The 23,854-nt window shown below is 71.3% G+C and carries 21 protein-coding genes and 1 tRNA gene; 16 read left to right on the forward strand and 6 right to left on the reverse strand.

Features of this window, described 5'->3' with window-relative positions; genetic code table 11:
- Positions 1–12: 12 nt before the first annotated feature.
- The 6 genes from ACIA8L_RS04165 (at position 13) to nudC (ending at position 5,993) form a co-directional block, all read left to right on the forward strand.
- Positions 13–174 carry a hypothetical protein gene (locus ACIA8L_RS04165; RefSeq protein WP_395900197.1) on the forward strand — a complete coding sequence of 54 codons (162 nt, stop codon included), beginning with the start codon at positions 13–15 and terminating at the stop codon, positions 172–174.
- Positions 175–234: 60 nt separating this feature from the next.
- On the forward strand, positions 235–1,218 hold the full coding sequence (locus ACIA8L_RS04170; RefSeq protein ID WP_395900199.1) for a hypothetical protein: 984 nt from the start codon (positions 235–237) through the stop codon (positions 1,216–1,218).
- A 66-nt stretch (positions 1,219–1,284) separates the two neighbouring features.
- Positions 1,285–2,454, forward strand: a complete 1,170-nt coding sequence (locus ACIA8L_RS04175; protein ID WP_395900201.1) for a S8 family serine peptidase — start codon at positions 1,285–1,287, stop codon at positions 2,452–2,454.
- A 7-nt stretch (positions 2,455–2,461) separates the two neighbouring features.
- Positions 2,462–3,757, forward strand: a complete 1,296-nt coding sequence (locus ACIA8L_RS04180; RefSeq protein ID WP_395901722.1) for a M16 family metallopeptidase — start codon at positions 2,462–2,464, stop codon at positions 3,755–3,757.
- Positions 3,758–3,759: 2 nt separating this feature from the next.
- On the forward strand, positions 3,760–5,082 hold the full coding sequence (locus ACIA8L_RS04185) for a M16 family metallopeptidase (RefSeq protein WP_395900203.1): 1,323 nt from the start codon (positions 3,760–3,762) through the stop codon (positions 5,080–5,082).
- The gene (gene nudC / locus ACIA8L_RS04190; protein WP_395900205.1) at positions 5,079–5,993 is read left to right on the forward strand and encodes an NAD(+) diphosphatase; all 915 of its coding nucleotides are present in this window, start codon (positions 5,079–5,081) and stop codon (positions 5,991–5,993) included. The genes ACIA8L_RS04185 and nudC overlap by 4 nt, the downstream gene beginning before the upstream one ends.
- 897 nt (positions 5,994–6,890) lie before the next feature.
- Here nudC and ACIA8L_RS04195 read toward each other — a convergent pair.
- Positions 6,891–9,020, reverse strand: a complete 2,130-nt coding sequence (locus tag ACIA8L_RS04195; RefSeq protein ID WP_395900206.1) for an ATP-dependent DNA helicase UvrD2 — start codon at positions 9,018–9,020, stop codon at positions 6,891–6,893.
- Between the two features lie 83 nt (positions 9,021–9,103).
- On the opposite strand from ACIA8L_RS04195, the gene ACIA8L_RS04200 reads away from it, so the two are divergent.
- The 4 genes from ACIA8L_RS04200 to ACIA8L_RS04215 all read left to right on the forward strand — a co-directional run bounded on the left by ACIA8L_RS04200 (position 9,104) and on the right by ACIA8L_RS04215 (position 11,416).
- Positions 9,104–9,346 (forward strand): mycoredoxin, encoded by a 243-nt coding sequence (locus ACIA8L_RS04200; RefSeq protein WP_223105344.1) that lies wholly within the window; start codon positions 9,104–9,106, stop codon positions 9,344–9,346.
- 64 nt (positions 9,347–9,410) lie between these two features.
- Complete coding sequence (locus ACIA8L_RS04205) at positions 9,411–10,010, forward strand: hypothetical protein (protein ID WP_395900209.1); 600 nt, start codon at positions 9,411–9,413, stop codon at positions 10,008–10,010.
- A gap of 433 nt (positions 10,011–10,443) precedes the next feature.
- Positions 10,444–10,914, forward strand: a complete 471-nt coding sequence (locus tag ACIA8L_RS04210) for a hypothetical protein (RefSeq protein ID WP_395900211.1) — start codon at positions 10,444–10,446, stop codon at positions 10,912–10,914.
- Between the two features lie 118 nt (positions 10,915–11,032).
- Positions 11,033–11,416 carry a WhiB family transcriptional regulator gene (locus ACIA8L_RS04215; protein ID WP_395900213.1) on the forward strand — a complete coding sequence of 128 codons (384 nt, stop codon included), beginning with the start codon at positions 11,033–11,035 and terminating at the stop codon, positions 11,414–11,416.
- A 702-nt stretch (positions 11,417–12,118) separates the two neighbouring features.
- On the opposite strand, the gene ACIA8L_RS04220 is transcribed toward ACIA8L_RS04215, so the two are convergent.
- The 3 genes from ACIA8L_RS04220 to ACIA8L_RS04230 form a co-directional block, all read right to left on the reverse strand.
- Entirely contained in the window at positions 12,119–13,462 is a 1,344-nt protein-coding gene (locus ACIA8L_RS04220) for an ABC1 kinase family protein (RefSeq protein WP_395900215.1), read from the reverse strand.
- Between the two features lie 9 nt (positions 13,463–13,471).
- Entirely contained in the window at positions 13,472–14,542 is a 1,071-nt protein-coding gene (locus ACIA8L_RS04225) for a hypothetical protein (RefSeq protein ID WP_395900217.1), read from the reverse strand.
- 339 nt (positions 14,543–14,881) lie between these two features.
- A complete protein-coding gene (locus ACIA8L_RS04230) occupies positions 14,882–15,034 on the reverse strand; it encodes a DUF5679 domain-containing protein (RefSeq protein WP_190251171.1) in 153 nt (50 codons plus the stop codon).
- A gap of 376 nt (positions 15,035–15,410) precedes the next feature.
- Between ACIA8L_RS04230 and ACIA8L_RS04235 the strand changes: the two genes are divergently transcribed.
- Both ACIA8L_RS04235 and ACIA8L_RS04240 read left to right on the forward strand, forming a co-directional pair.
- Positions 15,411–15,935 carry a M48 family metallopeptidase gene (locus ACIA8L_RS04235; RefSeq protein ID WP_395900219.1) on the forward strand — a complete coding sequence of 175 codons (525 nt, stop codon included), beginning with the start codon at positions 15,411–15,413 and terminating at the stop codon, positions 15,933–15,935.
- The gene (locus tag ACIA8L_RS04240) at positions 15,932–16,522 is read left to right on the forward strand and encodes a hypothetical protein (protein ID WP_395900221.1); all 591 of its coding nucleotides are present in this window, start codon (positions 15,932–15,934) and stop codon (positions 16,520–16,522) included. Before ACIA8L_RS04235 ends, ACIA8L_RS04240 begins: the two co-directional genes overlap by 4 nt.
- Positions 16,523–16,749: 227 nt before the next feature.
- Here ACIA8L_RS04240 and ACIA8L_RS04245 read toward each other — a convergent pair whose 3' ends face one another.
- The gene (locus ACIA8L_RS04245; protein ID WP_395900222.1) at positions 16,750–18,111 is read right to left on the reverse strand and encodes a zinc-dependent metalloprotease; all 1,362 of its coding nucleotides are present in this window, start codon (positions 18,109–18,111) and stop codon (positions 16,750–16,752) included.
- Between the two features lie 56 nt (positions 18,112–18,167).
- On the opposite strand from ACIA8L_RS04245, the gene ACIA8L_RS04250 reads away from it, so the two are divergent.
- The 3 genes from ACIA8L_RS04250 (at position 18,168) to ACIA8L_RS04260 (ending at position 22,457) form a co-directional block, all read left to right on the forward strand.
- Positions 18,168–19,202: a PDZ domain-containing protein gene (locus ACIA8L_RS04250; protein WP_395900224.1), complete on the forward strand. Its 1,035-nt coding sequence runs from the start codon at positions 18,168–18,170 to the stop codon at positions 19,200–19,202.
- Between the two features lie 61 nt (positions 19,203–19,263).
- On the forward strand, positions 19,264–22,266 hold the full coding sequence (locus ACIA8L_RS04255; RefSeq protein WP_395900226.1) for a UPF0182 family protein: 3,003 nt from the start codon (positions 19,264–19,266) through the stop codon (positions 22,264–22,266).
- 117 nt (positions 22,267–22,383) lie between these two features.
- A tRNA-Met gene (locus ACIA8L_RS04260) sits at positions 22,384–22,457 on the forward strand.
- Between the two features lie 190 nt (positions 22,458–22,647).
- Here the strand turns inward: ACIA8L_RS04260 and ACIA8L_RS04265 are convergent.
- A complete protein-coding gene (locus ACIA8L_RS04265; RefSeq protein ID WP_395900228.1) occupies positions 22,648–23,367 on the reverse strand; it encodes a PIG-L deacetylase family protein in 720 nt (239 codons plus the stop codon).
- A 104-nt stretch (positions 23,368–23,471) separates the two neighbouring features.
- Between ACIA8L_RS04265 and queF the strand changes: the two genes are divergently transcribed.
- A complete protein-coding gene (gene queF / locus ACIA8L_RS04270) occupies positions 23,472–23,852 on the forward strand; it encodes a preQ(1) synthase (RefSeq protein ID WP_395900230.1) in 381 nt (126 codons plus the stop codon).
- Positions 23,853–23,854 lie beyond the last annotated feature (2 nt).

Below are 23,854 nucleotides of genomic sequence, written 5' to 3' on the forward strand. Positions count from 1 at the left end.
GGAGTGCTCAGAATGCAGGCACCGCACGTACGCGAGGTAGCGCTGGTGGTGGGGGTGGCCACGGCCGGCGTCGTCACGGTCGCGCTGATCGTCATCGGGCCGGTCGCGGCCGCCGACACGCACCGATATCCGCAGGTCACACAGCTGCATCCGCCGCCGCAGCCGCAACCGTAAGCCAATTCCCAGGGGTGGCTGGTGGGCGTTCGTGCCTCCGGCTGCGACACTGGTCTTGACATGGCCGAGCAGTCCAACCCGTGGGCGACGCCGGACACACAGACCGTGATCGAGCCGGTCACGGTGCCCGCGTCGCCATCAGCCATACCCGCGGCCGCGCGGCCGGCGCGGGTCGCGACGGGCTACGCGTCCGGGCGCGTCGGGCGGTCGGGGACGCCACCGGTGGTACCCCCGCCGGATCTTCCCGATTTTGACCGTGGCGACGACGGCGACGACCCCGTCAAGCGCAACCAGCGGATCATGAAGTGGCTCGGCGGCGGCGCGATCCTGGTCGTGGCGATCGGGCTGATCGTGATCCTGGTCTCCGTCATCACCAACAACGCCACCACCCCCGGCGGCCTGTTCAACCGGCAGGCCGAGGGGCCCAGCGACACCCGCCCGGAGCTGGCCCGGCGCTGCCCGCCGCCGAGCATCCCGCCGGACAACCCCAACCCGGGCGGCGAGGAGGTCCCGCCGGGGCCGCGGACCAGCGACGCCGAGTCCGGGATCAGCTACAAGCAGTTCGGCGACCCGTGGCACTCGCTCACCTCACCCTGGCGCGACCAGGGCGAGCTCAAGATCACGTACAACATCGGCCAGGACTTCGTCACCGAGCCCGACTACGACGGCTTCGGCTCCGACTACCACGCCACGATCCTCTCCGGCCACGTGCCGGCCGCGGTGAACGACGGCATGGTGCTCGACCTGCACTGCGTCGGCGACCAGATCGCCGCCGACGTGCGGGTCAGCTTCTACCCCAAGGGCAACCAGCTCGAGCAGCTCGAGGCCAAGGACCTGACGCTCGGCGGGCGCCCGGCCCGGCTGCTGAAGTTCCGGCTGCACTTCAACCAGTCGGGGCTGCGGGCCAAGAGCGAGCTGGTCTCGATCGCGCTGGTCGACCTGGGCAAGCCGGAGGCCGCGATCCTGTACGTGTCCATTCCCGACACGCACACCCAGTTCGACAGCGTCGCCGACGAGGCTCCGGCGAGCATTCGGCCGCTGTAGGTCTTCTTGACGCTCGCTTGACCGGCCGGTTGGCGTCGCTTGCGTCGATCAGGCACGCTGTCGCGCATGAAGCAGCGGCTGGCGGCGACGGTGGCCCTCGGACTCGTCGCGGCCCTGGCGCCGGGTGGCGTCGCCCGGGCTGATGTCATTCGCGACAATGAGTGGCATTTGCGGTACCTCGGGGTCGCCGAGGCCAACCGGGAGAGCCGCGGCGCCGGTGTCACGGTCGCGGTCATCGACCGGGGTGTCGAGCGCGCCCACGCCGACCTGACCGGCGCCGTCCTGGACCCCGCCGGTGTGCTGGACGACGCGGGGCCGGCCGATCCGGACGGGCACGGCACCGCGCTCGCCGGCCTCATCGCCGGCCAGGGCCACGGCACCGACCGCGCCGACGGCATGATCGGCATCGCGCCCGCGGCCAAGGTGCTCCCGGTCGTGATCAACGAGATCACCCCGGACGAGATCGCCGTCGGTATCGAGGAGGCGGTCGAGCAGCGGGCCCGGGTGATCGTGGTCGGCTACTCCGTCGCCGGCAGCGAGCACCTGCTCAAGGCCGTCCGCGCGGCCCAGGAGGCCGACGTGATCATCGTGGCGGCCGACGGGGACCAGCCGGGCCGCGCGTTCGAGCCCTTCCCGGCCGGCTACGACGGGGTGCTGGCCGCGATCCCGCTCACCCGGGAGGGTGACGTGCGGGTGCCGTCCTCCAGCGGCCGCCGGCTCGGCCTCGGCGTGCCGGGGTTCCAGATCATGACCACGAACAGCGGCAACGGCTACCGCATCGACGACGGCAACGCCTCTCCCGGGATTCTCGGCGGGGCGGTGGCGTTGCTGCGGGCGAAGTACCCGGAGGCCGACCGGGACGAGATCATCCGCCGGCTCACGCTCACCGCGGTCGACACGGGCCCGGCCGGCGTCGACCCGGAGAACGGCCTCGGCCGCCTCGACCTGGTCCCGGCGCTGACCCGGCGGCTGCCGGCCCCCTCGCCATCACCCTCGGCGAGCGTGCCGTCATCGGGCGTGTTGCCCTCCGCCACGCCGGTGGCGGCCCCGGCCGACCCGCGCTCCCGGGGGCCCTACGGCTGGCTGCTGGGCCTGCCGCTGCTCGCGGTGCTCGCCGGTCTGGTCGCCTACGCGGGGCTGGCGGAACGCCGAATCAGGTCGCTGACGCGGGGCGGGCGGGACGCCGTCGGGCTTTCCGCCCGGGACGAAGTAGATTCGGTGGGTGTCCAGTCGTAGTCCCGCCGTGCGGATCCCGGCTTCCAAGTACCCCGTCGAGCGCTTCACCCTGCCCAACGGCCTGCGGGTGGTGCTGACCCCAGACCGCGCCGCGCCGGTCGTCGGCGTTGCGGTGGTGTACGACGTCGGCATCAGATCCGAGCCGCAGGGCCGGACCGGCTTCGCCCACCTGTTCGAGCACCTGATGTTCCAGGGCTCGGAGAACCTCGAGAAGCTCGCCCACTTCCGCCACGTGCAGGGCTCGGGCGGAACTTTCAACGGCTCGACGCATTTCGACTACACCGACTACTTCGAGACGCTGCCCTCCAACGCGCTGGAGCGGGCGCTGTTCCTCGAGGCGGACCGGATGCGCAAGCCCCGGCTCACCGAGGAGAACCTCCGTAACCAGATCGACGTGGTCAAGGAGGAGATCCGGGTCAACGTGCTCAACCGGCCCTACGGCGGCTTCCCCTGGCTGCGGCTGCCCCCGGTCATGTTCGACACGTTCGCCAACGCCCACGACGGCTACGGCTCGTTCGAGGACCTCGAGTCCGCGACCGTCGCCGACGCGGCCGACTTCTTCGACCGCTACTACGCCTGCGGCAACGCCGTGCTCGCAGTCTCCGGCGACTTCGACGTGGCCACCGCGACCGAGCTGGTCGAGCGGCACTTCGGTGACGTACCGGCCCGGCCCGCGCCGGTCCGCCCCGACTTCACCGAGCCCGACCTGACCGCGGAGCGGCGCGCCTCCTACGAGGACCGGCTGGCCCCGCTGCCCGCGATCGCGGCGGCCTGGCGGGTGCCGGACCCGATCAGCGACCTGCCGGGCTACCTGCCCTACGTCGTGCTGGCCGAGGTGCTCACCGACGGCGACGCCTCGCGGCTGGTCGAGCGGCTCGTGCTGCGCGACCGGTCGGTGACCAGCGTCGGCGGGTACATCGGCTTCATGGGCGAGCCGTTCGCGGTCCGCGACCCCACCGCCCTGGTCCTGCAGGCGCACCTCCCTCCCGGCGGCGACGTGGACAAGGTCCTGCGCACCGTCGAGGAGGAGTGCGCCCGGATCGCCAGCGACGGGCTGGCACCGGACGAGCTGAGCCGGACCCAGGCCCGCATGGCCACCCACCTGCTGCGCGACACCGACGCGGTGCTCGGCCGGGCCCTGCAGATGGCCGTGCTGGAGCAGCAGCGCGGCGAGCCGGAGCTGCTCAACACGCTGCACACGCTGATCGGTGAGGTCACCGAGGAGCAGATCGTCGCGGCCGCGGGGCAGCTCGTGCCGTCCCGCCGGGCCGCGGTCGAGGTCATCGCCGGAGGAGCCAAGTGACTGTGACCACCCCCGCTCGTGCCCTGCCGGTCCTCGGCCCCAACCGGGCCTTGAAAGTGCCGTCGACGGTCGAGCACAAGCTGGACAACGGCCTGACCGTGATCGCGCTGCGCCGCTCGTCGGTGCCGCTGGTGGAGATCCGGCTGCGGGTCCCGTTCGCGCAGGCCGACCTGGCCCGGGCCGCCCTGCTCACGCAGACGGTGCTCTCCGGCACGTCGACGATGTCGACCGTGGACATCGCGGCCGAGCTGCAGAAGGTCGGCGGCGGCCTGTCCGCCGGTGCCGACCCCGACCGCCTGCTGATCTCCGGCAACGCCCTGGCCGACGGCCTCGACCGGCTGCTGGACATCCTGGCCGGCGTCCTCACCGACGCCTCCTACCCGGGCGAGGAGGTCGACACCGAGCGGGCCCGGCTCGTCGACCGCATCCGCGTCGCGCAGAGCCAGCCCAGCCACCTGGCCCGGGTCGCCCTGCTCAAGCGGATGTACGGCAGCCACCCCTACGCGGTCCAGACCCCGGCCCCCGAGCAGGTCGCGGCGGTCGTCCCGGACGAGCTGCGGGCCCTGCACAGCGAGCGGCTGCACCCGGCCGGCGCCACCCTGGTGATCGTCGGCGACCTCGAGCCGGAGCAGGCCATCGCCGCCGCCGAGCGGATGCTCGCCAAGTGGAACGGCGGCGGGAGCCCGGCCGAGCTGCCACCGGTCCCGGCGCTGGAGCCGGGCCCGCTGACGCTCGTCGACCGGCCCGACTCGGTGCAGTCCTCGCTGCGCCTGGCCCTGCCGGCGGTGTCGCGCAAGCACCCCGACCACGCCGCGCTGCAACTGGCCAACCTGGTGTTCGGCGGCTACTTCTCGTCCCGCTGGGTCGAGAACATCCGCGAGGACAAGGGCTACACCTACGGCCCCCACTCCCTCATCGAGCACGCGGTCGCCGGCTCCGCCCTCGTCGTCTCGGCCGAGGTCGCGACCGAGGTCACGGGCCCGGCCCTGCTGGAGACGCTCTACGAGCTCGGCAAGATCGCCAGCCTGCCGCCGAAGGACGAAGAGCTCGAGCAGGCGCGGCAGTACGCCCTGGGCACGCTCCAGCTCGGGATGTCCACCCAGGCCGGGCTGGCCGGGCTGGTCTCCACCTACGCGGGCTTCGGCCTGCGCCTGGACTACCTGGCCGAGCACGCCGCCCGGCTGGCGAAGGCCACGAAGGACGAGGTGGCGGCGGTCGCGGCGCAGCACCTGGCCCCGGCCCGGGCGGCCGCGGTCGTCCTCGGCGACGCTTCCAAGGTCGAGGCCTCGCTGGCCGCGCTCACCGCCGTTCAGCGGTCTTCATGACCGCACTCGTCCCCACCGCACCACCGTTCGCGCGCGGCCCGCTCGACCGGGCCGCGCACCGGCGCACCGACGAGGCCTGGCTGGCTTCGGCGTGGGACCGGGCCCGGGTCGTGGTCGTCGACGACGGCCACGTCCTCGTCCACCCCGGCGACGCGCCCGAACTGGTCCTCATCGACCCGGCCGACGCACCCGCGGGGGAGCGGTTCTTCCTCGGCGAGGAGCCCGACGGCACCGTCTACTTCGCGGTCGCCGCCGACGTCACCGAGTCCGACGGCACCCGCCGGGTCAACCTGCGCCAGGTCGGCGCGGCCCTGACCGACCTGCCCGCCGGCCTGTTCATCACGTCGGTGGCGTTGGCCAACTGGCACGCCAGGCACCCGTACAGCCCGCTGAGCGGCAAACTGACGCACGCCGCGCAGGGCGGGTGGGTGCGCACGACCGACGACGGCGCGGAGACCCTGTGGCCGCGCACCGACCCCGCCGTGATCATGCTCGTCCACGACGGCGTCCCCGGCCCCGACGGGCGATGCCTGCTCGGCTTCAACGCCCAGTGGAAAGCCCTGGGCGCCACCGTCCCGCGGTTCTCGACCTTGGCCGGCTTCGTGGAGCCGGGCGAGTCCGCGGAGATGGCGGTGGCGCGGGAGGTGCTGGAAGAGGTCGGGGTCCAGGTCACCGACGTCACCTACCTGGCCAGCCAGCCTTGGCCGTTCCCGGGGTCGCTGATGCTCGGTTTCCAGGCTCTGGCCCCGTCCGGCGCGGCGATCACCGTGGACGAGGAGGAGATCGCGGAGGCTCGCTGGCTGTCGCGGAAGGAGATCGCGGCGGTGCTGGACGGGTCGTCGGAGGAGTTCGGGCTGCCGTTCGCGGCGTCGATCGCGCACTTCCTGATCACGTCCTGGCTGCACGGCTGACTGTTTCGTTCTCGTTCGTGTCTGTTCTTGGTCGTGTCTGTTCTCGTTCGCCGATCTGTCGGGCGGTGGGGTCCGGTCTTCGCACTGCGCTCTTTGCTGTGCGCGGGCCGCGGCTCTTCGTCCGCCCGGCATATCGGCGTCGAACCGCTGAAAAAGTCAGAGCAGGATTCCGGGGCCGCACGCGTGCCGCGCCGTGCCGTGCCGGGTGCGTCGCGCCGCGGTGCCGTGCGAGCCGAGCCAGCCGCGTGAGCCGAGCCAGGCCGTGCGAGCCGAGCCAAGCCGCGTGAGCCGCGCCGCCGTATCGTGCCGGGCCGAGCCGCGTCAGCCCGGGGCCGAGCCTGCCGCGCTGAGCGAGCCGACCTGAGCAGGCGGAGTCGAGTAAGCCGCGTCGTATCGCGTCGCCGTACTGCGCTGGGCCGAGCCGCACTGCGCCAGCGAGCCCATGCCGACCGCTGCCGGGCGTGCCGGGGCGGAGGGCGTCATACAAGCGGTGCTGCGGTTCCAATGAGTCGCGGCGGCCGGAATGGGCTGGATCTGCGCGGTTTTGCGTCGGCGTTAGTCGGGCCTGGTGTCGCGGGGTGTGGCGGCGGTCGTCCGAGCGGGGCAAGCTGCGCTTAACGGATTTAAGACCTGACGGGGTATAAATCGGATATGTCCGGATGCGAAGCGTTCGGACATATCTGCCGGCGGGTTGACGTCGGGGCGGCGGGGACTGGTGGGTGTTGTGGGGCTTCGGCGGTGCGGGTTGGAGGCGGTTCGGGGTGCAGGGGGCGGAGCCCCTTGCCCGGGGCGGGAGCGAAGCGGCTCCGGAATCCTGATCTGGCTCTTCTGCGGTTGGCTTTTCAGGGGTTGGGTTTTTGGCGGTTCGGGCTTTTCGGCGGTTCGAGGCGGCGGGGGTTAGTCGAGCTCGCGGGCCAGGGCGTCGACGCTGGTGCCGTTGACCAGGGCGATGACGTCGTCGCCGTACAGCATCAGCTTGCGCGGGCCTATGCCGGCGATCGCGGCCAGCTCCTCGCGGCGGGCGGGGCGGCGTTCGGCGATCGCGGACAAGGTCACGTCGGTGAAGATGACGAACGCGGGGACCTTCTGGATCGCGGCCAGCCGGGCCCGCCAGTCCAGCAGGCGGGCCAGCAGGTCCTCGTCCAGGTCGGACGGGCACGTCGCGCAGCGGCCGAGTTTGCGTTCGGCGCCGTTGACCAGGCCCGTGCCGCACACCCGGCAGGAGACGGCCATGACGCGGCGGGCCTTGCCGGCCACGGCGGCCTTGTCCAGGGGGCGTCGTGGGTAACCGGAGCCATGTGCGCCGGCGCCGGAGGAGCGGGCCGCGCCCGATGAGCCCGGCGGTGTCGTCGTCGGTACGAAGCGGCTCGGGCGGCGGGGGCGGCCGCCGGGGGTGCGGGCGGCGGCGTGTGACAGCCAGAGGGTGTGGCGGGCGCGGGTGACGCCGACGTAGAGCAGGCGGCGCTCCTCCTCGACCGCGTCCGGGGTCCGGGCGTGGATCACCGGCAGCGTGCCCTCGGTCAGGCCGACCAGGAACACCGCGTCCCACTCCAGGCCCTTGGCCGAGTGCAGCGACGACAGCGTCACGCCCTCGACGGTCGGCACGTGCTGGACCGCGGCGCGGCGCTGCAGCTCGGTGTTGAACTCGTCCAGCGTGAGCGTCGACATCCCCTCGGCCAGGCTGGCCAGCGCGCTGACCGCCTCCCAGCGCTCCCGCTGGGCGCCGCCGGCGGGTGGTGAGCCGGGCATCCAGCCGGTGCGGGCGAGCGCCGCGTGCACGGTCGCGACCAGGCCGCCCTCGTCCTCGCCGCGGTATGAGCGCAGGGCGATCATCGCCTCCCGCACCTCGGTGCGTTCGAAGAAGCGCTCCGTGCCGTGCACCACGTAGGGCACGCCGGCCTCGGCGAGCGCCTCCTGGTAGACCTCGGACTGGGCGTTGACCCGGAACAGTACGGCGATCTCCCGGGCCGGCGTCCCGGCCGCGATCAGCTCCGCGCAGCGGGCCGCGACCGCCGCCGCCTCCTCCGGCTCGTCGGCGAACGTGCGCACGGTGGGCTCGGGGCCGGCCGGGCGCTGGCCGACGAGCTCCAGCCGCAGCCGGGACAGCTCGCCGCGGGCCCGCGAGATCACGGCGTTGGCCAGGTCGACGACCTGGGGGGTGGAGCGGTAGTCGCGGGTCAGCCGCACGACGGTGGCGTCGGGGTGGCGGCGCTTGAAGTCCACGAGATAGTCGGCGCTCGCCCCGGTGAACGAGTAGATCGTCTGGCTGGCGTCGCCGACGACGGTCAGGTCGTGGCGGTCGCCGAGCCAGGCCTCGAGGAGGCGCTGCTGCATCGGGTTGACGTCCTGGTACTCGTCCACGACGAAGTGCCGGTACTGCGCCCGCACCTGCTCGGCGACGTCCGGGTGCTCCTCGACGGCCCAGATCGCGGCCCGGATCATGTCCTCGAAGTCGATCATGCCCTGGGCTCGCTTGGCCCGCTCGTAGTGCGCGTAGACCTTGGCCACCAGGGCGGCGTCGAACGGGGGCTCGCGCAGCGCCTTGGCCGCGGCGGCCGCGTAGTCGTCCGGCTCGATCAGCGACGCCTTGGCCCACTCGATCTCACTGGCGAGGTCCCGCGAGACCTCCCGGTCGGTCTTCAGCCCGGCCTTGGTCGCGGCCAGGCCGACCAGGCGGGCCTTGCTGTCGAGCAGCTCGGGCATGTCGCGGCCGGAGAACAGCCGGGGCGCGAAATACCGCACCTGGCGCAGTGCCGCCGCGTGGAACGTGCGGGCCTGGACCCCGTCGGCGCCGAGCTTGCCGAGCCGCTCGCGCATCTCGGCGGCGGCCCGGGCGGTGAACGTGACGGCGAGGACGTGCTGGCCCCGGACCTGCCCGGAGCGCACCCGGTGGGCGATCCGGTGCGTGATCGCCCTGGTCTTGCCCGTCCCCGCGCCGGCGAGGATGCACAGCGGCCCGGCCGGAGCGGTCACCGCGATGGACTGGTCCCGGTCCAGTCCCGCGAGAATCTCTGAGGAGTCCGCCACAGCTGGACATCATTCCAGGGGGGTACGACGTTATGCGGTATCGCCTTGTGTGACTCGGCCGATGTTCTGGAGGAAAGACCACGATGCTCACCATGTACTCCACCACCTGGTGCGGTTACTGCCACCGCCTCAAGACCCAGATGGACCGCGAAGGCATCCAGTACCAGGTGGTCGACATCGAGCAGAACCCGGAGGCGGCGAAGTTCGTCGAGACGGTCAACGGCGGCAACCAGACCGTCCCGACCCTGCGTTTCGACGACGGCACCGCGATGACGAACCCCAGCATCGTGCAGGTCAAGAAGCACTTGGAAACCGTCGGTAGCTGAACGGGAGCAAATCCGTTACGGTGAGCGGACGCTGAAGCCGGGATGCCTGGGGAGGCCGGCCGCTATGCGGGTTGCCCGTCTGTACACCGTGCGGAATGCGCCGGAGCGCCCGCGGGTGGCCGATCCCGAGCGACGCCGCCGCATCGCCGAATACCTGACCGGCGGCACGACCATCGGCCGCGACCACGGCCCCGCGGTGCTGCACACCGACGGGCAGTGGCTGTGGCCGGAGCGCTTCGTGAGCGAGGTCCTCGACGAGGGCCTCGCCCCGGAGCCCGACCTCCTGAGCCGGATGCACGCCCACGGGTATCGGCCCCCGGCCCCCGAGGCGGGCGCGGAGCTCAACGACGCCGCGATGCGCGCCTGGCAGGCCGGCCCGCCGGCCGAGCCGCGGCTGCTGATCACCTACTTCGTGCGGGTCGACCCCGAGACCACGGCGGACCGCCCGCTGTCACTGCTGCGCCGCACCGTGACGGCAGCGGGCGGGGTGACGGATGAGGCCGTGTGGCGGGACCTGGCCTGGCACCCGACCAACGCCTTCATGAGCCAGCGCATCGACGACGAGCTGCGCGAGGTCGCTCCGGCCCACGCGGCGGCCGTCCTGGACCGCTGGTGCGAGACCTGGCACCGCGAGGCGTTGAGCCGGACCGCCGCCCGCCGCTGAAGAGCCGAACCCTGAAGAGCCCAACCCCGAAGAGCCGAAACCCGAAGAGCCGAAACCCTAAGAGCCGGATCCGGATTCCGGGGCCGCTTCGCTCCCGCCCCGGGCAGGGGGCTCCGCGCCCCCACACCCCCGGCCGCCTCCGACCCGCACCGCACGACGTCCCACCACACCCCGTCCAGAGCCGCGCACCGCCAGGCCCTCGCGCGCGAGCGCGGGACATCGATGAAGTTGTGTGGTGTCGGGGCACCATGAGCTGCTTCGACGTGGCACACTGAGGTCCGGCGCGATCGGTTGCCCGGGGGCTGGAAACCGACAGAAAACTTTCCCCGATAAATCGTTTGCCCTACCGTTGAGGCACGGCATAGCCTGCGAACACGACGCCGGAAGACCGGCGGCCGCCGCACGACGAGTTGCAGAGAGTAGGTGGGTCCACGTGAAGCTCTATCTGACTTTGGAGCGGCGCGCGTCGCAGCCTGCTGCCCTCTGCCCGTCGGCTGCTCCGGCCCGCAGAGTCTGGCCGATCGTCGCCCTGCAATGGCAGGAGTCTGTCCTGACCGCCGCCGTCGCCGGTTCCCCGGTGCCGGCTGCCGATGTCCCGGCCGTCGATGTTCTGGCTGCCGCTCTGGTTCCGGCCGCGCTGGTCGCGGGCGCTACCGAGTCGGTCCGGGGCGACCTGACAGTTCGCAACCTCGAACTGGCGGGCGGCAAAGCCGAGGTCCGGACCGACGCCTCCAGCAGCACCACCGTTACCACCGATGAGATCCATGTCGCCTCGGCGGCTCTGCTCGACCAGCGCGGAATCCGGGTTCAGGGGACCACTGGGTTCAGCGCGAAGCACAGCATGACGGCTCCGAAGCCCAATGGCGGAGTCCGCGGCATACCACCTCGAGGCAGGCCGGTCTAACCAGACCGACTCTTCCGGCTCACCTCGAGGCCGCGGAACCCGACACCGGGATCCGCGGCCTTTTCATTTGCACAAACGATCACACCAAACGATCGACAAACAGAAAGGGGTGACCGGGATGAGCCTGGCCTTGGCATTGATCGACGTGCGCGTCGACTCGGCCGCGGACGAGCGTCTCCGTGTTGCTGCTCGGGGTGTGAAGTCCGACCTGCCGTGCCGCACCTTCGACCCGGACCTGTGGTTCGCCGACTCGCCGGCGGAGCTCGAGCTCGCGAAGTCCCTCTGCGTGGAGTGCCCGCTCCGCGCCGAGTGCCTGGCGGGGGCCATCGAGCGCGCCGAGCCCTGGGGTGTCTGGGGCGGCGAGATCTTCGAGCGCGGCGCTGTCGTGCCGCGCAAGCGTCCGCGGGGCCGCCCGCGCAAGGAGGACGTCGCCCGCGACGCCGTCCTGCGCGGCGAGGTTGCCGCCCGTACGGCGGCTGTCGTCGCCACCGCGGCGGCCTGAAATGAGCGCACATCGAAAGCCGGCCAGCCGAGGTCTGCGCAACGCGCAGCCGACCCGGCTCAGCACCACCAGCACCACCGAACTCGTCACCACTCGACCCAGGAGCACCGCGATGACCTTGCAACTTCTCCACGAAGCCCTGTCGAGGGCGCGAATGCGTCGGCCTCAGACTGCGAACCACTCTGAGGCTTACCCGTCCGCCCGCCAGGTCGCCATCCGCGCACGCCGTGAGCAGGAGCGCTACCTGACCCGACAGTGAACCCGACACGACAGCGAAACGGGCCCCTCACCCGAGGGGCCCGTTCCCATGTCACGCACCCGGCCGCCGCCGTCACCGTCCTGCGGGGCAGATGAGGCTGTCCAAGTCGCGGCGAACCAAGCGCGCATGCACGTCACGACCACACAACCTCGCCCGCGCCCAAGCTCGCCTCCGCGGGCCGGGCCGGTGCCGCAACCACAGATGGCGCCCTGCCGTGCCGCGACCACAGATGGCGCCCTGCCGTGCCGCGACCACGCGTGGCGCCCTGCCGTGCCGCCCGCCGTGCCCGTGTCCGCGCGCCGTGTCGTGCCCGCGTGGCGACCGTTCGTAGTGCCCGCGACCCCGCGCCTGTGATCGCGTGCGTGCCCCCGCCGAGGCGGCCTGGTCCTGCCGGGCGTTGTGGCCGTGTGGGGACTGGCGGTCGGGGTGGGGCGAGGGGTGGGTCAGGACTTCTTGCGGCGGGGTTTTTTGGTGGTTGGGTCGGCGAAGCCCGGGAGCCAGTCGGTGAGGATCTGGCGGTATGGGGCTTTGGCCTCCAGTTGGCACAGGACGCCGATCGAGCCGAGGGTCACGCGGTGGACCAGCATGTAGGACGGGGGGAGGTTGAGTTGGCGGCTCAGGGTGTAGGCGGGGCTCTTCGGGTTGGCCAGGCGGGTGGCTTCGGAGCGTAGCCAGGCGCGGGTGAACTGGAACTCGTCCTCGGCCAAGGGGTCGAGCATCGGGCGGATGTAGCCCAGCACCGCGGGGGCGTCCACCTTCGCGTCCGGCTTGATGAAGCCTTCCTGCCGCAGGCCTTCCAGCACCGCGTCGGCGTCGCCGGCCAGGGCCAGGCGGGTCAGCTGGCCGATGATCTCGGGGTGGCCGCCGGGGAGGCGGGCTACGGCGCCGAAGTCGAGGACGCCCAGGCGGCCGTCGGCCAGGAGGCGGTAGTTGCCCGGGTGGGGGTCGGCGTGGAGGAGTTCGGCCCGGGCCGGGGCGGAGAAGTGCAGCAGGGCCATGAGGTAGCCGGCTCGGTTGCGGTCCTCCTCGCTGCCGTCGGAGATGATCGCGGACAGGGGCGTGCCCTCGACCCACTCGGTGACGAGGACCCGCGGCGACGATGCCAGCACCGGCGGTACGAAAATGTCCGGGTCGTCGGCGAAGGCCTCGGCGAACGTGGTCTGCGAGCGGGCTTCCAGCTCGTAGTCCAGCTCCTCGGTGACGCGGTCGCGGATCTCGGCGACCAGCGGTTTCACGTCGAGGCCGGGCTGGATGGCCTTGAACAGGCCGGCGAAGCGGGCCAGCTGGTTGAGGTCGGAGCGCAGGGCCTCGCCGGCGCCCGGGTATTGCACCTTGACCGCGACCGCGCGGCCGTCGGACCAGACCGCCCGGTGCACCTGGCCGATGGAGGCGGCGGCGGCCGGCTTGTCGTCGAACTCCTTGAACCTTTCGCGCCAGTCGGCGCCCAGGGACTCGGTGAGGACCTTGTGGACGCTGGCGGCGGGCAGCGGCGGGGCGGCCTCCTGCAGCTTGGTCAGGGCGGCGCGGTAGGGGCCGGCGAGCTCCTCGGGCAGGGCCGCCTCGAACACCGACAGCGCCTGGCCCATTTTCATGGCACCGCCCTTGAGCTGCCCAAGGACGCTGAACAGGTGCTCGGCGGTGCGGCGCTGGACATCGGCGGAGACGACTTCGGCGGCCATCCCCGTGACGCGCTTGCCTAGCCCGAGCGCGGCCCGGCCGGCCAGCCCGAGGGGGAGTGACGCCAGCCTTGCGGTGCGGGCGACTGCGCCCCTGGGGATCTCGGTCACAAACCATTCTTACCCGTTCGAGCCACCCCGACGACGGCGACGGCAGTCACAGCGCGGATGTGTACCCCAAACTCGGCGGCGAAACTCCCCGGGACGGTGTATCTCGACGATCGCGGCTTCGGTGCGCAGCGATGCCCCGTCGAGGTACGCGAGCACCTCGTCGGCGGCGAACGCGGCCCCGGCCATCGCCGTGGTGAGGCCGCACGGCTCGGTCAGGCCGGGCGGGGAGGTGGCCAGCTGGGCGGCGAGTGCGGGCCAGGCCGGGTCGCGGTCCTGGCGATGCAGCTCGAGGCAGCCGCGGCAGGGTGAACGATTCGGCCGTACCAGCGGACCCACCAGCACCGTGCCGAGCCGGACGTGCACCTCGAGCCGGGGCAGGCGGTGCAGCCGCACGCCCCGCCGGGCCAGGGCATCCAGCCGCCGGTCGCCGACCCGGACGAGAAAGTCCACGCCGTCCTCGCGGCCGGTGGTCTGCTGCACCCACGGTGCGGGCCGCGCGACGGCCCGTGTGGTCGCCAGGACCCGTGAGCCCCGCACGTCGCCGCGGCCGAGGCCGCCGATGGCGACGTCGGCGTGGGTGGCAGTACCCTCGACGACCGGCTCCACATGCCCGACCCCGGCCCCGGCCAGCGTGGCCGCCAGGGGAGCCACCAGCGGGCCGTCGCCGGCCACCAGGACGTGGGACCGCCCCCGTTTGTTCAGGATGCCGGCGGCCGTGCGCCGGACGGCCGGCCGCTGGGCCCGCAGCCGGAGGCTGATCGCGGCCGCCTCCCCGGCGAGCCCCGCGCCCACGTCCGGGGTCAGGCCGACCGGCAGCAGCGATGGTGCGGCCACGACGAGGCCGCTGGCCCGCAGCTGCTCCACCAGGTCGGCCACGTCCGCGCCGTCCAGCCCGAGCAGGCGGGCTTCGGCGAGCAGGCCCGGGAGCGTGTGCGAGCCGTCGAGCAGGTCGAGCACCCGGGCCAGCTCCGGCCGGCGCAGTTCGAGCACGACGGCGGTGGCCGGGTCGGTGCCCAGCTGGATGGTCCGCCGGTCGCGCCAGAGGCGCCGCAGCCCCGGCAGCAGCGTCGGTCGTCGCATGGCGACCACGCTGCCACGCGACGGGCGCCGGCCGGCGGCGTTGTCCACAGGACAGTCCACCGCCGGCCGACGTTATCCACAGCCGGCGGGCTGGTTATCCACAGGCAAAGGGGCAAAGGCCATGTTCCGCGCGGGGTTCGCGCGGACTGGACCGGGTCAGGGGCTCCTGGCGTGATCCCGAAACCTACATAACCGAAAAATCGGAAATGTCTGTCTCGTGGAGACGGACGTAGCCAGGCCGAATGCCGGGCGGGGAGGGCATTCGGCGCGGTGTGGCGCCGCAAGCCGGGCTGTGGTTGCAGGAACGAGCGCGAAGACCGGGCAGCGAGCTGCGAGGTCTCAGGCCTTGCCGAGGATCCGGTTGACCGTCGTGCCGCAGACCGGGCAGGCGCCCTTGGCCATCTTCATGCCGGTCTTCGAGATGGCGATCTCGCCCTCGAAGTCCCGCTTCTCCTTGCACTTGACGCAGTAGCCGTTGTAGGTCTCGGCCACAATGCCCTCCTCTTCTCGGTCCGGCACGACCCGCGCACCGGGGCTGACCAGCTAGGCCAACGTGGTGAGTGTGCCTTGTCGGACACTCGGGGAAAGTGCGGTTAGACGGGACACGCCGAGCGTAATCGGAAGATCTTCCTCCAACCGCACCGTACACACTATGCACAGCCTGGGGATAACCGTGTGGGCAACGGTGTGGGTTGCTGTGGATGAAATCGCGCGAGTACCCGGAGCAGGCCGGACTTCCGGTGGAATCTTTCCGGCGAGTCCCCACGAATGGGTGACTTCCGGACCGGCTCCCCAAGATTGGGCCTTGCGAAGGGATGGCTGCCAACGGCTAGCGTTCCCCCGTGAGCGGGACCCAGGGGGGGCCGGCATGACACGCAAGCCGGTTATCGAGGTGCGGCGCAGCAAGCGCCGCCGACGCACGGTGTCGGCCTACCGCGACGGAGAGCGCGTGGTGGTGCTGATACCGGCCCAGTTCTCCCGCGCCGAGGAGCGCGAGTGGGTCGACCGCATGCTCGAGCGCCTGGCGGTGCGGGAGCAGCGGGCGCGGCGCACGGACACCGAGCTGGCCGGCCGCGCCCAACGCCTGGCCGCCCGCTATCTGCCGGACCACCCCGCCGCCGGGCATCCGGCCAGCGTGCGGTGGGTGCAGAACCAGAACGGCCGCTGGGGATCTTGCACGCCGGCAGACGGTACCATCCGGATCTCACACCGCGTGCAGGAGATGCCGGACTGGGTCATCGACTACGTGCTGCTGCACGAGCTGTCACACCTGGTGATCCCCAGCCACAGCAGTGCCTTCTGGGCGCTGGTGGCCCGCTACCCCAAGGCCGAGCGGGCGCGCGGGTATCTTGAGGGGGTGTCAGCGGCGGCCGGTCTCGGGATCACGGAATGACCGACGCTGCCGTCGTCGCGCTGCTGCTCCCGGTCACCTGGGCCCCGCCCGGCACCGACGTGGCCGTGTGGCGGGCCGCGATGGCGGAGGATCTGGTCGACCTGCTGACCCCGCTGCCGCGCATCCAACCGGCCATCGCGGCCGTCGCGGACGACCTCCCGCTGGCGTCCAAGATCGCCTGGCCGTCGACCCGCATCTACGAGATCCCCGAGCCGACGATCCGCGCGGCGCTGGTCGCCGCCGCGGCTGACGGACACGACAAAGCGGCGGTGGTACTGGCTGATGCCCCCGACCTCCCCGCGATGCTGATCGGCAAGCTCCTCCGGCCGCTGTCCACCCGCCACCTGGCGGTCGCACCGGCCCACAACGGCGGCCTGCTCGCCGCCGCCGCCCGCCTCCCGGTCCCGGACTGGCTGCCCGACCTCGACACCGAATCCGGCGACGTCGCCGTGGCCCGCCGCCCCGCCCCGGAACCGACCATGGTCGCCTCCGCACCGGGCTGGCACCGCCTCCGCGCCCCCGAGGACCTGCAGCGCCTCGACCTGGCCCTGGAGGGCTGGGACGCCACCCGCGCGCTCCTGACGTAGCGCCACCGCACCCGCGCGCTCCTGACGTAGCGCCACCCACCCCGAGACCCGACGCGAGCTTCCGGCGGCCCGCGCCCCCGGCGTGACGACGCGGCGTGCGGCGCGACGCGGAGGTGGGGAGGGTGGTTCCCCTCACAGGCCACAGCGCCGCGCGGAAAGGCGCGGCGCTGTGATGGGGCGTTCGGGAGTTGTCGGCGTGTGGGCAGTACCCCCGGAAGCTTTGGAAGTCAGTCCTCGTCCTTGGGCTTTTCCTCGGTGAGTTTGTCGAACTCCTCGCTGAAGCCCAGGTCGCCGAGGTCCAGCTGGGTGCGGGCGAACATCTCCGGGTCGGCGAAGGCCTCCTCGTCGGGCAGCAGGTCCGGGTGGCCCCAGAGGGCGTCGCGGCCGCTGATGCCGCGGTGCTCGGCCAGGGCGTTCCACAGGGCCGTGGCCTCGCGCAGGCGGCGGGGGCGCAGCTCCAGGCCGACCAGGGCGGCGAACGTCTGCTCGGCCGGGCCGCCGGCGGCGCGGCGGCGGCGGAAGGCCTCGGAGAGCTTGATGACGTCGGGGAGGCGGTCGCCGGCGGCGCGGTCCACGACGTGGCAGACCCAGCCTTCGACCAGCGCCAGCACGGTCTCCAGGCGGGCCAGGGCGGCCCGTTGCTGCGGCGTGTCCTCGGGCGTGAAGATGCCCTCGAGGACCAGCTCCTGCGGGTCGTTGCCGAGCGTCGACGGGTCGATGCGGCTCATCGCCTCCTCGATCGCCTCGCGGTCGACGTGGATGCCGGCCGCGTAGGCCTCGACGGCGGCGAAGACGTGCCCGCGCAGCCACGGGACGTGGCCGAAGAGGCGCTGGTGGGCGGCCTCGCGCAGGGCCACGTAGAGGCGGACCTGGTCGTCGGGGATCTCCAGGCCCTTGCCGTACTCCGCGATGTTGGCCGGCACCAGCGAGGCCGCCCCGGCCGGGCCGAGGGGCAGGCCGATGTCGCCGGCCGAGAGGACCTCGGCGGCCAGGGAGCCCAGGGCCGTGCCGAGCTGCCCGCCCAGCAGCGCGCCGCCGAGCGAGGCGACCATCGACGTCATGGGGCCCATCTGGGCCCGCATCTCCTCGGGCACGAGCTCGGTCATCGCCGACACCATGCGCGCGGCCACCGGGTCGCACAGCTTGCGCCAGACCGGCAGGGTCTGGTTGAGCCACTCGCCGCGGCTCCAGGCGGCGGTCGAGCGGACGCCGGAGGGGAGTGACGACTCCGGTTCGAGCCACAGGTCGGCCAGGCGCAGGGCCTCGATCACGGCGGCGCGCTCCACGGCGGTGACCGCCGGGTCGCCGACCGGCTTGGCCGCGTCCGGGTCGCCGCCCTCGACCGCCGGCAGTGGGGAGCCGGGCATCTGGAAGCCGACCGGGAACTGCGCGACGCCGGCCGCCGGGCCCGCGCCGGTGAGGTGGGCCTGGGCGAGCTGCCGGGCCAGATCCCAGTTCACCGGACCGCCCCCGGGCGTGGCGAACAGCTGCTGCAGCTGGCTCAGGAATTGCTGCATTTGGCGCGGATCATTGGGATCCGGCACGTCGCCGCCGGATGGTCCGAATCCGAACGGGATGTCTGCTGGCATTCCACAACCGTACTCGCTTACACGCCCCTTATACCGGGAGCGCTAGGCTCGCCGCCATGAGACGTCGTGGGCTGACCGTGCTGTTCGGCGCGCTGCTGCTGTTGGTGCTGGCCTGGCAGGCGACCGTGGTCAAGGTGCCGTACGTCGAGATGGGGCCCGGCCCGACCTACGACACCCTCGGCACGGACACGGGCAAGCCCGGCGGCAAACCCATCATCAGCGTCGACGGCGCCACGGCGACGAAGTCCAAAGGGCAGCTGCGGATGACGACGGTCTCGGTGCAGCCCAACATGACACTGCTCGACGCGATGATCGGTTGGTGGCAGAACGACCGCGCGGTGGTACCGCGTGAGCTCATCTACCCGCCGGATCGCACCCAGCAGCAGGTCGACGAGGACAACGCCCGCGATTTCCAGCAGTCACAGACTTCGGCCGAGACCGTGGCGCTGCGCAAGCTCGGCTACCCGGTCGCGGTCACGGTCGCCGAGGTCACGGCCGGCTATCCGGCCGAGGGCAAGCTGCAGAAGGACGACGTCATCAAGTCCGTGGACGGCACGGCCGTCGACACCCCGGACAAGCTGACCGAGCTCGTGCGGGCCAAGCCGGCCGGGACGGCCCACCAGTTCGAGATCCTGCGGGCCGGGCAGACGCTGACCGTCGAGGTCGCCACCAAGGCCGGCGACGACGGCAACCCGCGGATCGGCATCACGGCCGGCACCAGCCAGCCGCACCCCTTCAAGCTCACGATCCAGCTGGACCGCATCGGCGGCCCGTCGGCCGGCCTGATGTTCACGCTGGGCATCATCGACACGATCAAGCCCGAGGACCTGACCGGCGGCATGATCATCGCCGGGACCGGCACGATCGACGACTCCGGCAATGTGGGGCCCATCGGTGGTATCCCGCAGAAACTGGTCGCGGCGAAGGCGGCCGGGGCCAAGGTGTTCCTTACGCCCGCAGCGAACTGCGCGGAGGCGATGGACAACCCGCAGCCTGGCCTGCCCTTGATCAAAGTGAACAATGTGGACGACGCGCTGACCGCTCTTGACACGCTGCGGGCCGGTCGGACGCCGACGCTGTGTAGTAGATGACTACGCTGGACGAGTTTCCATACGCGAACGGGCGGAGCCGACCGTGGTAATGCGTAATCCGATGACGAGGGTGAGCCGGCGGGGACGGGTCACGATCGCCGTCCTGGTGGTCGTCTTCCTGCTGTTCACGCTGTTCGACCGCGTGGTCGGGGCGTGGGCCGACTATTTGTGGTTCTCCGAGGTCAAGTACCCCCAGGTATTCACCGGGGTGCTCACGACCCGGATCTGGATGTTCCTGATCTTCGGCGTGGCCGTCGGGCTGATCATCGCCGCCAACCTATACCTCGCCTACCGCACCCGCCCGTTGCTGCGGCCGCACTCGGCCGAGCAGCACGCGCTGGACCGCTACCGGCTGTTCCTCCTGCCGCACATGACGGGCTGGATCATCCTGGTGGCCGGGCTGATCGGGCTGTTCTCCGGGCTCTCGGCCCAGGGACACTGGCAGGAGTGGATGCTGTTCTCCAACAGCACCCCCTTCAACCAGACCGACCCGCAGTTCCACGTCGACCTGTCGTTCTACGTGTTCGAATACCCGTTCTGGCGCTACCTGCTCGGCGTGGCCTTCACCGCCGTCGTCTTCTCGCTGATCGGCGCGCTCGCGCTGCACTACCTCTTCGGCGGGGTCCGGCTGCAGGGCGCCGGCGAGCGGATGACCGCCGCCTCGCGGGCCCACCTGACCACCCTCGTGGCCGTGTTCGTGCTGCTGAAGGCCGCGGCCTACTTCCTCGACCGGCGCGGGCTGCTGCTGGACAAGTTCCCGACCCAGGACCTCTACGGCGCCGGCTACACCAACATCAACGCGCTGCTGCCGGCCAAGGAGATCCTGGCCTGGATCTCGATCGTGGTCGCGATCGCCATCCTGGTCTTCTCCAACGCCTTCATGCGCAACCTGGTCTGGCCCGGCCTGGCGCTGGGCCTGCTGGCGCTGTCCGCGGTGGCGGTCGGCGGCATCTACCCGGCCGCGGTGCAGTCGTTCACCGTCAAGCCGAGCCAGCTGCAGAAGGAAGCGCCCTACTTCAAGTACGCGATCGACGCCACGCGCGAGGCGTACGGGTTGAAGGACGTGCAGACGGTCCAGTACGGGGCGGACAACACCAACCCACCGGCGTCGCTGACCAACGGCAGCGACCCGACCGTCAACAACATCCGGCTGCTCGACCCGGCCGTCGTCGGTGACACCTACACCCAGCAGCAGCAGGTCCGCGGCTTCTACGAGTTCAACCCGAAGCTGGACATCGACCGCTACACGCTCAAGGGCAAGGACGGCAAGGACCGGACCCAGGACTACATCGTCGGCGTCCGGGAGATCCGCTACGACCAGCTCCAGCAGAACAACTGGCAGAACCGGCACAGCGTCTACACGCACGGCTACGGCTTCGTCGCCGCCCCGGCCAGCCAGGTCGTCTGCGGCGGGCAGCCGTTCTACGTGTCCGGCTTCCTGAGCGAGAACACGAAGCCCGACAGCCAGGCCGGCGAGCAGTGCGCCTCGGACAGCGACCAGATCCCGGTCCAGCACCCGCAGATCTACTACGGCGAGCAGACCGGCGACGTCTACGCCGTCGTCGGCAAGTCCAAGGCCGCCGACCGCGACGCCGAGTTCGACCGGCCGACCGGTGGCGGCGGGGGCAGCGAGGACCAGTACTCGACGTACGACGGCAGCGGCGGCGTCGCCGTGAACAACTTCTGGCGCCGGCTGCTGTTCTCGGCCTACTTCCGCGAGACCAACTTCCTGCTCTCCGGGGTGCTCAACGACAAGTCCAAGGTGCTCTACGTGCGTGACCCGGAGACCCGGGTGCGCAACATCGCGCCGTTCCTGACCCTGGACAGCGACCCGTATCCGGCGGTCGTGGACGGCAAGATCCAGTGGATCATCGACGGTTACACGACCTCGGCGACCTACCCGTATTCGCAGAAGCTGGACTGGAACACCGCCATCCAGGACTCCTCCACCGGCGGCCGGGTCTTCCCGGAGCCGCGGCAGGACGTCAACTACCTGCGCAACTCGGTGAAGGCGACCGTGGACGCGTACACCGGCGAAGTGAAGCTCTATGCCTTCGACGAGGCCGACCCGGTGCTCAAGACGTGGAACAAGGCGTTCGGCGGCAAGCTGGTCCAGCCGCGCTCGGCGATCTCCGAGAGCCTGATGGACCACCTGCGCTACCCGGAGGACCAGTTCAAGATCCAGCGTGACCTGCTGAGCCGCTTCCACGTCACCACACCCGAGGGCTTCTTCTCCGGCCAGGACTTCTGGGAGGTCCCGAAGGACCCGGCCAACTCGACGGCCGACCAGCCGCCGTATTACCTCGTCGCCCAGCTGCCCGGCCAGAACGACGCCCGCTTCCAGCTCACCGCGGCCATGGCCCCGCGCAAACGTGGCAACCTGGCCGCGCTGATGTCGGCGTCCTACGTCAACGGCCAGCCGAAGTTCGAGGTGCTGGAGCTGCCGGCCAACACGGCCATCCAGGGCCCCAACCAGACACACAGCTCGATGACGTCGATCGCCGACGCCAGACGCGAGCTGACCCAGTTCAGCTCGCAGAACTCCGACGTGTTCTACGGCAACCTGCTGTCCCTGCCGGTGGCCAACGGCATGTTGTACGTCGAGCCGATCTATCTGAAGGCCAAGAACGAGACCGCGTTCCCACGCCTGCAGAAGGTCCTCGTCGCCTACGGGCCGAAGTACATGGCCTACGCCGACAACCTCCAGGCCGGCCTGGAGCAGCTCGTCAAACAGGTCACCGGCCAGGCGCCGGTGCCACAGACCGAGAACCCCGGCACCGACCAGAACCAGAACAACAACCCCGGGAACACGGGCACCCCACAGGTCCAGGACGCGATCGCCGCCATCAACAAGGCGCTCGCGGACCTCAAGGCGGCCCAGATCTCCGGTGACCCCGAGGCCTACGGCAAGGCGCTCAAGGCCCTGCAGGACGCCGTCGCCCGCTACGAGGACGCGGTCAAGGCGGCCGGCGCCACGCCCAACCCGAGCGGCTCCCCGTCGCCCGGCGCGTCGGGGTCGCCGAGCGTGTCGGGATCGCCGTCGGTCCAGGCTTCGTCGGGCTGACCGGGACCTATGTGATCACCCGGCCGGTGGTACGACTACCGGCCGGGTGACACCGGACACGGTCACCCTGAACCGATTTGGAACTCCGACGCTTGCACGCTAAGCTGGTCATACCGACGCGGGGTGGAGCAGCTCGGTAGCTCGCTGGGCTCATAACCCAGAGGTCGCAGGTTCAAATCCTGTCCCCGCTACGACGAATTGGCGGCCCCTGCTTCGCGGCGGGGGCCGCTTGCGTTTGTCGTCTCCGCATTCTTCGCGCTCGCGCTTCGCGCTTGCTCCCCTCTGGGGGGATTCCACCCCAGACCCCCCATGTCGCCGCTGAAACAGTGATCGCGATTTTGTGATCCCCGCGTCGCTGCTTGGTTGTCGTTTGTGGACTGTTTACTTTGGACGGTTTGCTGTTACCAGGGCGCTGGTCCAGTAGACCTCTCGGCGTAGGGGGCCGTGGGGGTTCAGGAGGTCGGGGAAGTTGGGGAGCATGCCTCGCATCTGGGAGGCGTGGGCGGTCACCATCTCGAGTTTTTGGGCCATTTGCTCATCGGTGAGGTACACCGTGTGCGGGAGCATCGGGCCGTAGGCGATGGACAGGCGGTCCAGGTGGGGCTGCCAGCGGTGGTTTTCCACGCGGTCGGTGTCGCGGGCGTCCCAGCCGAAGGCGCACGCGTCGGGGCAGTCGGCGTAGAAGCGCAGGCGGTCGGCCACTCGCGGCAGGGACAGGACGGCCTCGCGGCTGCCTACGTGGTCGGGGTGGCTGCCGATGCCGACCGGGATCCACAGTGGACCTTCGAGGGGCATGGCTCTCGCCAGGTCCAGGGCCGTCGCCCGGACCGGAAACCTGGTGCGGTAGGCGGCGTCGGTCAGGCCCAGGTGGACCGACGTGGCGCCGCTGATCTGGTTGGCTTTCAGGTCCTCGCCGGCCCGGTCGGCGGCGGCGGCCACGCCCTCGGTGTAGCCGCACTCGGCGTCCCAGTCCGACACCACGCCCGGGGCCGGCGCGCCGGCGCAGACGGTCACGATCGTCGCGCGGGTCCGGAGCAGGACATGCGCCACCGAGAAGACGGCGTCGTCGAAGTGCGGTGCGACGACCGTCTCAGCTTCCACCCGCTAATCTTCGTCGGCCCGCAGTGTGAAAACAACACGGTACGGCCGGTCGTGCGCTCGACCGCCACCCGAGGTTGTGCGGCCGGACCGGATATGCTCGTCGGGTGTCTGAAGATGTGTCCGGTCTGACCTTGCTCGGGTCGTCGGTGCGCGGTCCGGTCGACCATGTCGAGTCGTTTCCGGCACCGGCGCACTGCACGAAGGTGCGGTTCACCACCGACGAGGTCGCCTCGATGTGCCCGGTGACGGGCCAGCCCGACCTGTCCAGCGTCGAGATCGTCTACGTGCCGCGGGAGCGGTGCGTGGAGTCGAAGTCGCTGAAGCTGTACCTGTGGTCGTTCCGCGACCGCAAGGTGTTCGCCGAGGCCCTCGCCGTCGAGATCGCGACCGAGATCAAGCGCGCGGTGGCGCCCGAGTCCGTCCGCGTCGTGGTCACGCAGCACGCCCGCGGTGGCATCGTGCTCGAGACCACGTCCGAGCTGTAGGC

Origin of the sequence: Dactylosporangium sp. NPDC051541 (assembly GCF_044454505.1) — a bacterium.
GTDB lineage: Bacteria > Actinomycetota > Actinomycetes > Mycobacteriales > Micromonosporaceae > Dactylosporangium.

Excerpts from the sequence above, each read along its gene's own strand:
- ACIA8L_RS04175 (WP_395900201.1), top strand. The coding sequence starts at position 1,285 with ATGAAGCAGCGGCTGGCGGCGACGGTGGCCCTCGGACTCGTCGCGGCC.
- ACIA8L_RS04165 (WP_395900197.1), top strand. The coding sequence starts at position 13 with ATGCAGGCACCGCACGTACGCGAGGTAGCGCTGGTGGTGGGGGTGGCC.
- ACIA8L_RS04200 (WP_223105344.1), top strand. The coding sequence starts at position 9,104 with ATGCTCACCATGTACTCCACCACCTGGTGCGGTTACTGCCACCGCCTC.
- ACIA8L_RS04225 (WP_395900217.1), bottom strand. The coding sequence starts at position 14,542 with ATGCGACGACCGACGCTGCTGCCGGGGCTGCGGCGCCTCTGGCGCGAC.
- ACIA8L_RS04215 (WP_395900213.1), top strand. The coding sequence starts at position 11,033 with ATGAGCCTGGCCTTGGCATTGATCGACGTGCGCGTCGACTCGGCCGCG.
- ACIA8L_RS04250 (WP_395900224.1), top strand. The coding sequence starts at position 18,168 with ATGAGACGTCGTGGGCTGACCGTGCTGTTCGGCGCGCTGCTGCTGTTG.
- ACIA8L_RS04205 (WP_395900209.1), top strand. The coding sequence starts at position 9,411 with ATGCGGGTTGCCCGTCTGTACACCGTGCGGAATGCGCCGGAGCGCCCG.
- ACIA8L_RS04245 (WP_395900222.1), bottom strand. The coding sequence starts at position 18,111 with ATGCCAGCAGACATCCCGTTCGGATTCGGACCATCCGGCGGCGACGTG.
- ACIA8L_RS04235 (WP_395900219.1), top strand. The coding sequence starts at position 15,411 with ATGACACGCAAGCCGGTTATCGAGGTGCGGCGCAGCAAGCGCCGCCGA.
- ACIA8L_RS04255 (WP_395900226.1), top strand. The coding sequence starts at position 19,264 with ATGACGAGGGTGAGCCGGCGGGGACGGGTCACGATCGCCGTCCTGGTG.
- ACIA8L_RS04170 (WP_395900199.1), top strand. The coding sequence starts at position 235 with ATGGCCGAGCAGTCCAACCCGTGGGCGACGCCGGACACACAGACCGTG.
- ACIA8L_RS04240 (WP_395900221.1), top strand. The coding sequence starts at position 15,932 with ATGACCGACGCTGCCGTCGTCGCGCTGCTGCTCCCGGTCACCTGGGCC.
- nudC (WP_395900205.1), top strand. The coding sequence starts at position 5,079 with ATGACCGCACTCGTCCCCACCGCACCACCGTTCGCGCGCGGCCCGCTC.